Source organism: Cryobacterium sp. Hz7 (assembly GCF_004402815.1).
Classification (GTDB): Bacteria; Actinomycetota; Actinomycetes; order Actinomycetales; family Microbacteriaceae; genus Cryobacterium; species Cryobacterium sandaracinum.
In genome coordinates, this window is the sequence record NZ_SOFB01000019.1 from 13,709 (window position 1) to 27,532 (window position 13,824).

Annotated in this window: 13 protein-coding genes; 7 read left to right on the forward strand and 6 right to left on the reverse strand. The window is 64.6% G+C overall.

Going from position 1 to position 13,824, the window contains the following annotated elements:
* Positions 1 to 139 precede the first annotated feature (139 nt).
* The 3 genes from E3N86_RS04475 to E3N86_RS04480 all read left to right on the forward strand — a co-directional run bounded on the left by E3N86_RS04475 (position 140) and on the right by E3N86_RS04480 (position 1,662).
* Positions 140 to 907, forward strand: a complete 768-nt coding sequence (locus E3N86_RS04475; protein WP_134374937.1) for a hypothetical protein — start codon at positions 140 to 142, stop codon at positions 905 to 907.
* Between the two features lie 141 nt (positions 908 to 1,048).
* Complete coding sequence (locus E3N86_RS17775) at positions 1,049 to 1,195, forward strand: PxKF domain-containing protein (protein WP_194087076.1); 147 nt, start codon at positions 1,049 to 1,051, stop codon at positions 1,193 to 1,195.
* A 131-nt stretch (positions 1,196 to 1,326) separates the two neighbouring features.
* The gene (locus E3N86_RS04480) at positions 1,327 to 1,662 is read left to right on the forward strand and encodes a hypothetical protein (protein WP_134401882.1); all 336 of its coding nucleotides are present in this window, start codon (positions 1,327 to 1,329) and stop codon (positions 1,660 to 1,662) included.
* Between the two features lie 40 nt (positions 1,663 to 1,702).
* On the opposite strand, the gene E3N86_RS04485 is transcribed toward E3N86_RS04480, so the two are convergent.
* From E3N86_RS04485 to katG, 3 genes are all read right to left on the reverse strand, one after another.
* Positions 1,703 to 2,110, reverse strand: coding sequence for a hypothetical protein (locus E3N86_RS04485; RefSeq protein WP_134511411.1), 408 nt, complete (start codon positions 2,108 to 2,110; stop codon positions 1,703 to 1,705).
* Between the two features lie 273 nt (positions 2,111 to 2,383).
* Positions 2,384 to 2,893, reverse strand: a complete 510-nt coding sequence (locus E3N86_RS04490) for a DinB family protein (protein WP_134374931.1) — start codon at positions 2,891 to 2,893, stop codon at positions 2,384 to 2,386.
* A gap of 418 nt (positions 2,894 to 3,311) precedes the next feature.
* Entirely contained in the window at positions 3,312 to 5,585 is a 2,274-nt protein-coding gene (katG, locus tag E3N86_RS04495; RefSeq protein ID WP_198412872.1) for a catalase/peroxidase HPI, read from the reverse strand.
* A gap of 710 nt (positions 5,586 to 6,295) precedes the next feature.
* Between katG and E3N86_RS04500 the strand changes: the two genes are divergently transcribed.
* Positions 6,296 to 7,213 carry a S41 family peptidase gene (locus tag E3N86_RS04500; protein WP_166785002.1) on the forward strand — a complete coding sequence of 306 codons (918 nt, stop codon included), beginning with the start codon at positions 6,296 to 6,298 and terminating at the stop codon, positions 7,211 to 7,213.
* Between the two features lie 127 nt (positions 7,214 to 7,340).
* Here the strand turns inward: E3N86_RS04500 and lepB are convergent, their stop codons facing one another.
* A complete protein-coding gene (gene lepB / locus E3N86_RS04505) occupies positions 7,341 to 8,099 on the reverse strand; it encodes a signal peptidase I (protein WP_241985943.1) in 759 nt (252 codons plus the stop codon).
* A gap of 210 nt (positions 8,100 to 8,309) precedes the next feature.
* On the opposite strand from lepB, the gene E3N86_RS04510 reads away from it, so the two are divergent.
* Genes E3N86_RS04510 through E3N86_RS04520 form a run of 3 tightly spaced genes read left to right on the forward strand, consistent with a single transcriptional unit; the run spans position 8,310 to position 12,807 of the window.
* Positions 8,310 to 8,786 (forward strand): DUF2975 domain-containing protein, encoded by a 477-nt coding sequence (locus E3N86_RS04510; RefSeq protein ID WP_104099213.1) that lies wholly within the window; start codon positions 8,310 to 8,312, stop codon positions 8,784 to 8,786.
* A complete protein-coding gene (locus tag E3N86_RS04515; RefSeq protein ID WP_104099214.1) occupies positions 8,786 to 9,058 on the forward strand; it encodes a helix-turn-helix transcriptional regulator in 273 nt (90 codons plus the stop codon). Before E3N86_RS04510 ends, E3N86_RS04515 begins: the two co-directional genes overlap by 1 nt.
* Positions 9,055 to 12,807, forward strand: coding sequence for an SCO7613 C-terminal domain-containing membrane protein (locus tag E3N86_RS04520; protein WP_134511413.1), 3,753 nt, complete (start codon positions 9,055 to 9,057; stop codon positions 12,805 to 12,807). Before E3N86_RS04515 ends, E3N86_RS04520 begins: the two co-directional genes overlap by 4 nt.
* Positions 12,808 to 12,894: 87 nt before the next feature.
* On the opposite strand, the gene E3N86_RS04525 is transcribed toward E3N86_RS04520, so the two are convergent.
* Both E3N86_RS04525 and E3N86_RS04530 read right to left on the reverse strand, forming a co-directional pair.
* Positions 12,895 to 13,263 carry a DM13 domain-containing protein gene (locus E3N86_RS04525; RefSeq protein ID WP_134511414.1) on the reverse strand — a complete coding sequence of 123 codons (369 nt, stop codon included), beginning with the start codon at positions 13,261 to 13,263 and terminating at the stop codon, positions 12,895 to 12,897.
* A gap of 335 nt (positions 13,264 to 13,598) precedes the next feature.
* The coding region (locus E3N86_RS04530; RefSeq protein WP_134511415.1) for a PLDc N-terminal domain-containing protein at positions 13,599 to 13,824 on the reverse strand (226 nt) is incomplete at its 5' end.

Consider the following 13,824-nt stretch of genomic DNA (forward strand, 5'->3'; position numbering starts at 1 on the left):
GCTCGTGGGGGAGTCAGGCACCTGCTGGTTGACCTCGCGCTGTGGGTCGATGCGCGGCGGGTGGTGGGGCCCCGTAGTGGGGCAGGGCGCGCGCAAGCTGATCGGTTCCTGCGTGTTGCCGTGTGCAAGGATCAGCCGCATGAGACGTCAATCGTGGGCCGAGTACGAGCGCACCCTGCTGCTCGGAGGTGCGTGGCTGCCTGTGACCGGCTGCATCCTGTTCGTGAACGCCCCGGTGGAGCGGTGCGTCGAGATACTGCTCACTGGTGTCCGCGGCGCGCACGTCCTGAATCACTACGGCCACCCGCTGCGGGTCCGGCCAGTCAGCGCGGATTCTCTGGATGACCTCTTGACCAACCTGCTGCCCTTGGAGGGCGCCGAGCACCGGCACAACCTGCTCATGGCGACAGCGAACCCGGAGTGGACGGCGATGTTTGCTTCGGATTGGCGCGGACAGGACCCTCAATCTCCGATGGCCTGGTTCGCCGTGGCCGGAGTCGAGTCGGTAAAGGTGGTCGACATCCCGCACACCTACGACCGGACGACCCATAGCGGGTTCTACGGTTCGCGGAAGATAGAGATGTACTCGCTCACCGCCGAGAACGACGTCATCGGCCACTCTCTCGGGGTGCGGGCCGTGGACACCCGGCGCTGGGAAGTCGTGGAGCCAATCCCGCCCTTCCCCGTCGGCAACATCTGGGATCCGACGGCGAAACGAATACTCGACCGTTTCACTCACGAACACCTCGTGGAGATGACGGCCCTGTTCGGGTTGCGACCCTTCGATGAGGACTTCTACGTACCCGAGCGTCGGGCGCTGATCGTCGAACGCACCGACCCGGTCCAACCGAACGAACGAACATTCACCCTTGCTCAGGCTCGGGGCGAGGAACCGGTCATCTGGTAGCGCCCAGCGAACCTTCTGTAGATACAGATTCCCTTTCCGCGCCACTGAGGGAAAATACCTGAGCGTTCTCGTGGGTGAAGTTTGAGCTCTGCAGACCGCTGTTATTGGGCCGGTGCCGTCCTACCTCGCCGTACGATACGTGTGACAGCTACCGGAGGCCCGATTGATCGAACTCATTGCCACACGTGCGTCTGGAAGACCGCGTCCACGTGGGCAGGCACCTGCCGAACATTCACTCTTGCGCTCGATGACGGCAGCTCCGACGTCGCCAATTTCAAATTCAAGTGATGATGACGCAGAGCGGTGAAGAGGCGGAGTCGGCTCGCGGCGTGGGCTCGGTTCTGGCCTGGGCAGGGATCCTCGTCCTGTGGTCGGCCCTCGTCGTTTCATGCACTCTGCTTCTGGGCCGTGGTGCTTACATGACCGTGTACTTCGCAGCAACGGGCGAGGCACTCGCAGAAGCCCGGACCGGCAACCTGTTGATCCTCGTCGGCTCACTCGGCCTGTTCCTCGCCGCGGTGTGGGCGCGACTGATGCGCGTGCCGCTGTGGGCCTGCATCCTGGTCGCTGTTCCGGCGGCTCTTGTTGGTGGGCTCACGCTGGTTGCTGGCGCCACGCTAATTCCGGAGCTCAGTTACCTTCTGGCGGTACCCATTGCCGCTGCTGCCCTCATCAGCGTTCTGATCCTTGCCCGGCCGATCCGCCGCAACCCAGTGACGATTGAACGCACCTCATCCAGGTCCGACGAGGCGTGACTCGCGCTGGCTCCGGGTGCCCCAGCGCGTCGATTGATGGTCAGGAATCAGACTGAGCTTCCGCTCGCCGGCGGCGAGTGCTGATCACTATCCATCTGAAGATGGCAACATTAATCACAGCCAAGAGGAAGAATCCCAGGTAGTACAACGCCGCGTTCAGGGACAGTGCTCCGACGGCCAATTCTTCTGGCCCCGATCCTTGCGATGAACCCAGTGAACCTGCGACGTAATACGGAGTTGATAGCGGCAACGTCAACACAACGATGACTAGAACCATCGCTTCGGCTGCGCCCGTCCCCGTCCCCGTCCCCGCGTTCACGTCAAAGGCGCGCATCACGCACACCGACGCAACGAGCCCGCCGACTGCCGCCAGGTAAACGCCCATTATCGCAACGGCCCAAGAGGGCAGGCGGCGCTTCCGAGTCGGTTTTGTGCGGTCAGTCGTCATCTCCGAAAGCTACAGGCCGCGCCCGACCCCGGGCAATAAGCTGTGGCAATCGTGCCCTATTGTCCTTCGAGTTTTTCCAAACCATCAACGAGTGTCAGTTGACGGACGTCCACGGGCACAGATTCGGCGCTAATTCGTCGAGGTTCCGAAATATCGGGGGAGTGGCGTTTGGGAACCCGCAACGCGACTGGTCAACGGCCGATCACCGAATGAATATGGTCGATGCCTGGTCCAAGACGTTCCCTGTGGCGAGGATTCTGACGTCTCGGTTCGCTATTCACCGACCGTGCCGTCGATCGCTTCGCGCAGAAAATCGGCGTGGCCGGCGTGGCGGGCGGTCTCCTCGACAAGGTGCAGCAGCACCCATCGGAGCGAGAAGTTGCGGCCATCGCCCAGCGCCTTGACCGACAGCTGATCCAAGCCTGTCGATTTGGACACGACTGCCCGGCTCCGATCACAGGCTTCGCGGTAGCGACTCCGCAACTGCACAGGATCGAGAAGAGCGGCAGTGCGGAACTCCCAATTCGGGGCGTCGTCCCAGTCGACGCTGGCCCATGGCTCTCGATCAGGGAGGCCAGCAAAGCGGACCTCCATCCAGTCCTCTTCCACCAGCGCCAGATGGTAAAGCAGGCCCGCGAGGGTGAGTTCGGACGGGGAGTGCTTTTGTGCCAGGTGCTCACGGGTCAGGCCGTCGGTCTTCGAAAGCAACGTCTCACGCTGATAATCGAGGTACTGCGTGAGCATGCCGAATTCCGCGCAGTTGGGATCAGGATCGATTCGCATTCGCTCATCCTGCCAGGGAGCGGAGACGCGTCGCTAGGCGAACCTCTACCGGTCACGCGCATTCCTCAGCGGACATGACCCCGGAAGGCTCAGGCCTTACGAGCCGCCACAGAGAACATCAGCGGCACCCTCTCGCGATTCGAGGCCAAAGCAAATCCGGCCGGCGTCTCTACGAGTGGGGGCAACGGCTTCCAGGGCATAGCGGCCCGTCCACCCTCGCAGGCCGTCGAGGTGCGAGTGTGGTCGACCACGTGCTGCCCGCGGAGGTTCCTTGGCCGTCCCCAGCCTGATCAATCCGTGCAACGTTCGGCTCGCGGCCTCAAGCGTCGTTCGGTCAAGGCCTCGACGGCTTGGAGGCTCAGCGCGTGACCGCGCCGTGCCTCCACGCCGTCAGCTCGCCGGGACGCGACCTCCGGGGTCAGGCGGCCATCGCCCCGTAACGCTTGTGGCCCTTGACGTCGTAGCGGTCGAGCATCATGACCTTCGACCAGACGCGGATGAATTCGCGGACGAACCGCTCTTGCCCGTCGCTGCCCGCGTAGGCGTCGGCGATCGACCTCAGTTGCGCGTTCGAGCCGAATACCAGGTCATTCCGGGATGCCCTCCAGCGAGCCTCGCCGGTCGCCTGAACCCGACCAGTGAAGGTCATCGCGGTCTCGTCGTCCTTCGTCCAGATGAGGTCGGTGTCGGTCAGATTCACGAGGAAGTCGGTCGTCAGGGCTCCGACGTGATCCGTGAGCACACCCACGTCGGACCCGTCCCAGTTGCTGCCGAGCACGCGGAGCCCGGCGTGCAGGACGGTCCACTCCGGTGCGGTGAGAGTGAACAGGTTCGCCTTGTCGAGGAATGCCGCCTCGGGCGCGACGCCCGGAGCAAACTCTTCGAAGCGCTCCGACACGAAGTTGCGGAACCCGTCCGCAATGGGTCGCAGCCACTCGAACATCTCGATGTCGGTCAACTCCTGCGTCGTGTCGACACGGCCTGGCGTAAACGGCACGCTGGCGTCAGATCCTGCTGCCCGTGCCGCCTGCTCCACGGCGGCGCTGCCGGCGAGGACGATGAGGTCGGCGAGAGATACCTTCCGTCCGTCCGACGTCGCCGTGAAAGCCGCCTGCACGTTCCGCAGCGCGTCGATGACTGGGACGGTGCGTCGGTTGACCGCCCAGTCTTTCTGCGGCGACAAGGCCAGGCGGGCACCGTTCGCCCCTCCGCGCTTGTCGCTGTCGCGGTAGGTCGAGGCGGCGGAGAACGCCGTGTAGACGAGGTCGGACACGGACAGCCCGGTCGCGAGGACGGCTTCCTTGAGCGCTGCCACGTCGGCCTCGTCGAGTGAGGATCCTGCTGCGTCCGGGAGCGGGTCCTGCCAGAGCAGGTCGTCGGCGATGGTGACCTCCGGGCCGAGGTACCGGTGCTTCGGCCCCATGTCGCGGTGCGTGAGCTTGTACCAGGCCTTCGAGAACGCGAGGGTGAACAGATCGAAGTCGGCCAGGAAACGCTCGCATATGGCCCGATACTCCGGGTCGACCTTGAGTGCGATGTCCGAGGTCATCATCATGAGCGGGTTCATCTGACCGGGTACGTGGGCGTCCGGAGTCTTCGGCGCCTCCGGGTCAGTCGGTGTCCACTGCAGCGCGCCGGCCGGGCTTTTCGTCTGCTCGTAGTCGTACGCGAACAGGTTCTCGAGGTAGGTGTTGTCCCACTGTGTCGGGTTCGGAGTCCAGCTGCCCTCGATGCCGTTGGTCGAAGTGTGCTCGGCACTGCCGGTACCCACCGGGTTGTGCCAACCGAGCCCCATCGACTCGATCGGGGCTTTCTCGGGTGACGGTCCGATGTCGGATGCGGGTACCTGGCCGTGGCTCTTACCGAACGCGTGGCCACCGGCGATCAATGCCACCGTTTCCTCGTCGTTCATCGCCATCCGCGTGAACGTGATGCGAATGTCGCGTGCTGAGCCCAGCGGGTCGCCGTTCGAATAGGGCCCCTCAGGGTTGACGTAAATGAGCGCCTGGTGCGACGCGGCCAGGGGGCTCTGCAGGTCGTAGTCCGCGTCGCCGTTCTGACCATGCCAGCGTTCGTCGCGGCTCACCATCTCGTCAGGGCTCGCGACCGCGTGCGGGTTCCAGACCTCCGGGCCCCACCAGGTGCCGTCGTCCGGTTCCCACGCATCGAGTCGTCCACCACCGAAGCCGTACGTCGGCAGGCCCATCAACTCGAGGGAGCAGTTGCCGGTCAAGACCATCAGGTCGGCCCACGACAGAGCGTTGCCGTACTGGTGCTTGATCGGCTGTAGGAGTCGTCGTGATTTGTCGGTGTTGCCGTTGTCCCACCAGCTTCCGATTGGTGCGAACCGCTGCATCGCGGTGCCCGCTCCGCCACGGCCGTCGGCAATTCGGTACGTGCCGGCGGCATGCCACGCCATTCGGATCATCTGTGGACCGTAGTTGCCGTAGTCCGCCGGCCACCAGTCGACCGATGTGGTGAGCAGTCGCTTGATGTCCGACTTGAGCGTCGTGAGGTCGATCGTGGCGAAAGCCGCCGCGTAGTCGAAGTCCGCGCCGAGCGGGTCGGCGTCTACGCCATTCCGGTGGAGAAGCTCAACCCGGAGACGCTGCGGGTACCAACTGTCCAGGGTCGGCGACTGACCGAAGGTGCCACCGAGGTGGTCGCCACCTGCTGGCAGCGCACCGCTCATGTGGAAACTGCATGTGTTGGTCTGGTCGTCAGTGCCCATTGATGCTCCCTGTGTGCTTTAGCTGGATGAGAAACGGTGTCGTCGGGGTCACAATTTTACGATCAGCCGCCGCATCGCAGCAGCGTCAATCTGTGGTGCAGCGATGCTTCGACGCTGCTGTGAGGCGGTGCGTCGCGGGCTGCCGACGTGACGGGAAGCCCGATAGAAAGATCGTATTCCCGCAAGGTGTGCGTGGCATGCCAAGAAAGTGACTGACTTCTAGACGGCGGTGGTGCGGTGGCCGAGCGCACGACGGCCAAACATAATAAAGCCCTGCGCCGATTGCTGCGGTGCGGGCGATGCGAAGCCCGGTGAAACCGACGCCGGAGGATGGGGGCTGTCGAGAGCTTGATTTCCGCGAATCGTGTTCCGCTCGCGGTGACCTGGGAGCACCCCCGCCAGAGGCTCCTAGTGGGGAACGGTCAGCGGGTAGCCGAGTCGAGGTGTTTTAGGACGCGGCGCAAGTAGGTGCCCCCTATGCTTGCGGCAGAACAGGACAAGTCGCTCCATGGCGAGCGGGCTTTATATTGGGGAGACGTGCCATGGCTGCCAGTAGATGCTCTGGTCTCCGCTCTCTCGTTCTAGTCGCACTGGCCTTCGGCCTGACTGTTCCTGTGACAGGTTGCGTGCCGGCCGTGCCAGGCAAACCTCCGCCTTCGGGAAATCCCGCGGTGCGCGAATACGTGGAGTCTGCCCTCGACTTCATGGATGAAAACGGCCTCTACGCCACTCGCAGGAAGTGGAAAGAAGCTCGAGCTCTCGCATCGGTGAGCGCGTCCTCCGCAGAGACCATCGCGGAAACCCACAGTCCACTGATGCGGGCAGTGTCGGCCGCCGGAGGAAGAGCGCATAGTCGCTTCGTCCTGCCCCCAGGCCAGTTGGGCTCGGTCCAGTTGCCGCCGACGGGCGAGAACCGGCCAGTCGTCAGCTTTGCCACGGGTAGCATCGCTGCCATCGATGTTCCCTGGTTCAGTAGCAGCGACACGAGAGAAGGCCAGTCCTACATCGACGCTGGTGCGCGGGGGATTTCAGACGCAGAAACGCGGGCACGGTGCGGGTGGATCGTGGACCTGCGCGGCAATGGGGGCGGCAATTCCTTCCCCATGCTCGGGGCTGTGACGCCATTGCTCTCCCAGGGCACCGTGTTGTCGTTCATCCGCCGGAATGGCAAGTCGGAAGTCGTGCGCATAGATGGCTCCGCCGTAACATACGAATCGGACGGATCAACCGAAACGCTTGCCACGTCACCCGTGACCGGCTCATCGCAAGCCGGTCGGAACATCGCCGTCCTGCAGGGTCCTGAAACCGCCAGCGCAGGCGAGTCGACACTCCTGGCATTCCGGGGTCAATCGGGCGTGCGCACTTTCGGAGAAACGACGACCGCGGGTTTCGCGACCGGGAACACGTTAAAGACGATGTCCGACGGCGCAGTTATCGTGCTGACGGAAGCCCGCATGGCGGACCGCACTGGGCTCACCTATCCAGACGGTATCGACCCCGACCAGCAAACAGGCGCCGCGGCCCTTGGCGAGGATCCGACCTGGGCCGGCGCGATCGACTGGCTCAACGCGAACTGCGAGCATCCGTAAGGCGGACGTCCATGGACGCAGAATCGGCGCCAACCCGCCGAATTTTCGACATCTCGGGGGAGTGGCGTTTGGGAACGGCTATCGGGAATCCCTCTCGGTCATGGGACGAAACCCTGAGTCGTGTGCATCATCGGTCCTGGCCAGTCTCTCGGAAGGTGTTCGGGTAGTTGTCGAGCCAGGACCAGTGACCGACGGGCCAGGTGATCACGAACGCCCGGCCGACGACATTGGTAATGGGCACGAAACCCTTGCTGGGCGTGGTGGTGTGGAGCCTGCTATCCGCCGAGTTGTCGCGGTTGTCGCCCTCGACCCATAGAGAAACTGCGGGGACTGTCACGGTGAAGTACTTCTCAGGAGAACGCGTCGTCCCGGAAGATGCTTTGAGGTAAGGCTCGCTGAGAGGCGCATCGTTGACGGTGATGTGGCCGGTGGCGTCGCAGCAGGCGACTTTGTCGCCGGGCAGGCCGATGACGCGTTTGATGAGATGGTCGTTCGTTTCTTGCGCGCCCAGGCCCACCTCGGAAAAAAACCATCGGATGCCATCGGCTACAGGATTGCCCGGCTGGACAGTGCCGTGTTCGGTTGCGCTTAGCCATCCACCGGGGTCTGTGAACACAACAACATCGCCACGGGCGATGGGGATGAGGTCGGGGACGAGTTCGTTGACCATGATTCGGTCTTTGACTTGCAGGGTGTTTTCCATCGATCCCGAAGGGATATAGAAAGAGCGAATGAGGAATGTTTTGATCAGGAACGATATGAGCAGGGCAACAAAGAATATGACGAAAAGGTCTCGGAAGAAGCGCACGATTCCGTGCTTACGGTTGGAATCACCCTGGGTTCTCTTGTCCCGCCTCAGGCGCATAAGTACGTCGTGATTCGTCAACTTTCCCCCTGCGCTGATGCTGCTGGGTTCAGTGTCACCCCTCTGCACTCCCGAACTCTTTTGCGGGACCCTCACCGGGACACCTCCACGGCGTCGACGGTTACGCCTTCTCGCGTTGCGGTTAAGCCGCAGGGTGCCGTGGCTTCCATTCAGCGCAGGCAGGATGTATCGTTTGTCGATAGCAGAGCACCGATTATCGATAGGACTCACATGCACAAGGCAACCATTGTCTCGTTGAAGGCCCTCATCGTCGCGATGATCGTCCTTCTCCTGGCCTGCCAGCTATTCATGGTCCCCGGTGTGGCACGGCAGTCCGCCGAGACCTACGCAGACCTCGGCTATCTCCAGACGCCGGGCATCATCGTTGCCGTGCTCTTCCTGCTCTGCGTGCAGGTCGTGCTCGTGTGCGTGTGGCGGCTCCTGTCAATGGTGCGCACGTCCGTCATCTTCAGCGACAACGCGTTCTTATGGGTCGACGTCATCCTCTGCGCCATGGTCCTAGCGACCCTCCTCATCGGGGTGTCGATGGCCACCCTCGCATCGGCGAATGTCGCCTCCCCATCGGTGATGCTGCTGTGCGCACTCGGCGTCGTCGTCGGCGCAGGACTCGCTCTGCTGATCCTGGTGCTCCGGGGACTCCTGCGAAACGCGCGACAACTGCAGCAGGACCTGTCGGAGGTGGTCTGATGCCCATCGTCATCAACCTCGACGTCGAACTCGCCAAGAAGAAGATGTCCGTCGCTGACTTCGCGGCCGCGATTGACATCACGCCGGTGAACGTATCTGTGCTCAAGAACGGCCGGGCCAAAGCGGTGCGCTTCTCGACCCTCGACGCGATCTGCCGCGTACTCGAGTGCCAGCCCGGCGACATCCTCATCTGGGTGCCGGACGACTCGGGGCCAGATGCCTCGGATCCGCACAACCCGGCGCGAACGAGCGATGCGGCGGAAGCCTCGTGAGCACGCCTGCCCCGATGAGCCAGTGGAGCGACATCGCCGTCGCGCGTCTTCTGGACGATGCGTCCTGCCCGTCCTGCGGGGTCGATGCCCTGCAGAACAGGCGCTGCCGCAACTGCGGCGCCGACCTCAACGGGAGAATCGGCCTCGAACTCTGGAGCGCCTCCCGGGACGCGGCCACCGCCCTGCGAGCGCGGCAGGCGGTGCTCGAGCGTGTGCCGCGCTTGCTCGCCGAGCCGTCTGGAGCCAGTGCAACCGAACCGTCGCCGGCGGCGACTCCGCCAGCATCTGCCGCCCTCGCTGCGCCCGCCGCAGCCAGCCCAGCTGCCGCTGATCCGCGCTCGAGCGCCACAGTTCAGTCGGTACTGGCGGTAGCGGGTGCCGGGCTGTTCGCGATCTCGGCGATCGTCTTCACCTTCTTCAACCCCGACCTCAGCGATCGTGCGCTGCGCAGCGTGATCGTCGGCCTCATCACACTCTTGTTCCTGGGCGGCGCCTGGCTGCTCGCGCGGCGCAGGCTGCAGTTCTCAGCGGAGGCCGTCGGTGCGCTTGGAATGCTGTTCGTCGCCCTCGACGTGTACGCGCTTTCCGAACTGACCGTGAGCGGCCTCAGCCCGTGGGTGTTCACTGCGGTCGGCACACTCGCCAGTGGCTCGGTCATGGTGGCACTGTCGCGGGTGGCGCGCATCCGGACCTGGCTCTGGATCTCCCTGCTCGGCCTTTCCGTGGTGCCTTCGATGCTCGGGTACGCGGGCGGCACCGTGTTGTCGGCGGTCATCGGACACCTCGGCACCGCATTCGTCGCTCTCGCACTCGTCGCACTCGTCCGCGCCACGGCACGCAGATTCGACGGGCGCCTCCGGGCGGAACAGGTGACGTTGACGGTGGTGCAGGTGGTCGCCGTCGCAATCGTGCTCGCTCAGGCGAGACTGATCGAGGCCGACAGCACCACGGGATACTGGCTCGGGATCTGCGCCATCCTTGCCGCGATTGCGGTGCTCGCCGGCCTCGCCAGCCGCTATCTCGCACGCGGTCTCTGGAGCTTCGTCGCCGGGGCTGCCGGCGTCGCCGCATGCACCGGGCTGCCATTCGCCCTCGACCTCGGGGCCCATGGCGCCGAGCAGTGGTACTTCGCCTTCATCGCTGTCGCGGGCGCCGCAGGACTCATCGTCCTCGGCGCCCTGGCCCCGACCCCGGCGACGATCGAGCGGCGACGGTTCACCGGCGGCGCGTTCGGGATGGCCGTGGTCAGTGTCCTGGCGACGGTGCTCGTGGCGCTGCTGATCGGCGCCGCGAAGGTGCTTGGTTCCTTCAACGGCTCCGATCTCGTCGCCTCAGTGATTGACACAGGCGGCGTGCTCGCGGTCGTGCTCGGCCTCGCCGCCGGTGCCATTGGCTTCGGGGTCTTCGCCGCAATCACCCTGCACCGGGACATCGCCCAGGCGCCCCTCGCGAACGGGGGCGCAGCGCTCGCTATCTGGCTGGCGGCGCTCTCAGGGCTCGTGGTCGTCTGTGCCCCCGGCCTCTTGCCCTGGGCTCAAATCGCGATCGCCCTTGGGCTCGCGGTGGCCACGAGCGCCGCGCTCGTTCTCGTCCCGGGCATCCGGGCGGCTTCGCTCCGCTTTCGCCTTCCCCTGATCCTCGCGGCTCATGTGGCGGTCCTTCTCGCCGGCATCATCTCGTGGACCGACGTTCGCCTCGCGGCGTGGGCGGGCATCGCAGTCGTCACGGCCATCATCGCGCTCGCGCGACCCGTGCCCGCCGGGACTCGTTTTCTCCACGTCGCTGTCGGCTACGCCTACGCCCTCGTGGTCGTGGCGACAGCGCTCGGACAGCTCGGCATCGGCACGATCGCGCTCCTGTGCCTCACCACGTCGATCGGGCTGATCGGCGCAATCGTCGCGACCGCCCTTCCGCAAGTAAAACCCGCAGCCTGGTACTCGATCCTGGTCGTGACATCCGTGCCCTTTGTGATCGGCGTGATCCAGGTGGTCTTCGAGCGCAGTGGCTGGACCGCTCTCTCAACCGGCATCATGTTCCTGCTTGCGATGACCCTCCTCGTTTCCCGCCGGCCCGGACTCGGCATCGTGCTGCGCGCGATTGCCGCGGGCCTGCTCATCCCGTCCCTGGCCGTCGTCGTCGTATGCCTCGGCGCCCAGGTGCTTGTGGGCAGCGCCTCACCCGTGACGCTGCCGGTCATCGCAGCGATCGTCGCTCTCGCGCTCCCGAGCACTGGGGTGATTCGCTCGGCCCTCAAGCGACGCGGCATCGGCGAACCGGACGCCACGGTCGCGCGGATCGCCCTCGAGGTGTCTGCCATGCTCACCGGCGTAATCGCCGTCGGGCTCGCGCTCATCCGGGTGGCGGCTGGCTTGCCGACGACATTCCTCGTGCTCGTCATCCTCGCCCTCGGCGCAGCGGCGACATCGTTCTGGGCGAAGCGCCGCTACGGATGGTGGACCGCGGCTGCCTGCCTCACGGGAGCCTTGTGGTGTGTGTGGGCTCTGATCGGTATCGGCCTGCTCGAGCCATACCTGCTCCCGCCGAGCCTCGCAGCCACGACCATCGGCCTGCTCCTCACCGCGCGCGGCGCACAAGGCGTGCCGCTGTACACCGGCGGGCTCCTCGTCGCCGTCGTGCCGACCTTGGTGGTACTGGCGGTGCCGGAGGCAGGTGAAACCGTCGGTGCAGCATGGCGCGGCTTCGGGCTGGTCGCCGCGTCGTGGGTGCTGCTCGGGCTCGGCCTGCTGCTCGACCGGTGCGTGTCGCCTCGCGCCGAACGGCTGCGCACACTCTGCACGCCGACCCACGCGGTCGCGATCATCGCCGGGGCTGCCGGGGCTATCCAGGGCGTGCGCTTTGGCGTCGGTGCCGACGTGGTCCAGATCGCAGGAATACCGTTGGTCGTGGTGTGTCTCGGGATTGGCCTGGCCAGCGCCGTGCCAGCTGCCGCAGCGGCGCGGGCCATCTTGTCCCATGCCGAGATATCTCAACCGGCGCGCATCCGAGGGTGGTCTTTCGGTCGCCTGTCTGCTCGCTGGCTTTATGCCCCCGCCGCCCTGTACGTCGGGCTCGCTACCTGGACGGCCATCGAACGAGACTGGTTCACGATCTGGCTGATGTGGTCGCTCATGGTCGCCTACCTCGCCGCCATGGTCATTGTCGCGGTGCGGCTGCGAAACGGGCGGACAAGCCTGCCTCCCGTTTGGTTCATCTTCACGCTCGCGTTCGTCACTGCGATCGTGGCTTGGAGTCCGCGTGACTTGCGAGTCGAGTGGTTCTCGCTGCCCCTGGGCCTTTTCCTACTCTTCGCCGGCGTTGCCGCCATGCGCGGCAGGCAACGGGATACAGCTGACACTCAGCGCGGCACGCTCAGTAGCTGGCCCGCCCGCTGGCACGGCTCGTGGCCGCTGCTCGCCCCCGGGCTCGGCGTGATGTTCCTGGCCTCGATCCTCGCGACTTTCACCGACCCCCAGACCTGGCGGGCCATCCTCGTGATCGCGATTGCGCTCGTCGCCATTCTCGTCGGCTCGAGCCGGAAACTCGCGGCACCCTTCCTGCTGGGCATTATCGTGCTGCCCATCGAGAACATCTTCGTGTTCGTGGTGCAGATCGGCCGCGGCATCGAATCGGTGCCGTGGTGGATCACGCTGGCCGTCGTCGGCGCCGTGCTGCTCATCATCGCCGTCACCTATGAGCGTCGAGCCGGGGACGACAACAGCATCGCGGCGCGATTGGGCGACCTGGCATGAATTCCGCACGCCGAGGCGCCGCTGAGACGTAAAGGACGGCGACAACGGATACGGGAACGACTGCAGTGTCGCCGGATAGATAGTGCGCTACCCGAGTGGGGCCGAGCCAAAATGTAGATAGTCGGGACCTGTGTAGTCGAAAATTGTGACGCTGTGAATCTCGTCCATGTGTTGGCTTCCCCGAATCTCGATCTCTTGCGTACTGGCTGATGCCCTGACGGTGGAGATGTCATAACTGAGGCCGCCATCGGTGGTCCAGGCGCTATCAGTGTTCTTGACCAGCTCCCCTTCATTGAGGTAGAGCCTCAAGTTCGGAGAGGCTCCCGTGCTGAAGTCGCTGAGGGTCGCCCAGACAGTGCCATCGCTGCGACGTTCGATCTCAACGGTGCCGACGGTCTCGGTCCATTGAGTCACGAATTGCCCTGCAAGCGGGAGTTGCCGCTCGAATCCGCTCATTCCGGCGGAATTGTTTTGGCTCGTCTCCGTCGTCGGAGACGTTGAAGGCGTTGAGGTGGGCGTTGGCGTTGGCGTTGGCGTTGAAGCTTGCGATTCAATGCTCGGATTCGGGGCGCTGCCACAGCCGCTGGAGCAGAGCACGATCACCCCAGCCAGCACTAGTGCCGATGTCTGACGCAGAGCGAATCGCATGCGCTCGAACCTACCGGTCAGGCGGCCGTTGCCGGCGCATTCGGATACAAGGAGTTTCACAGAGGTTGTTCGCGCTACAACGCCCTTCCTGCCCCATGGGCAGTCACCCAACCCCCTCCGCGAAGAGAAATGAAGGTCGAGGTCTACCGAACCTTGTGTGTGAGTCGAAGGCCGAATGGGTGTGGCCCGGCGAGGTACCAAACGAGCGCGCCGAGCAGAGGCGCGAATACGACGGCGATCATCCAGAGGGCCTTCTCCACCTCGGACAGGTCGCGGGTTCGCGCAATCTGGACGATGGCGTACGCGATCGCAGCGAGGTAGAGGACGGCGACGACGGATGCGAGAGCGACTGCAAGTGCGGCTGGACTG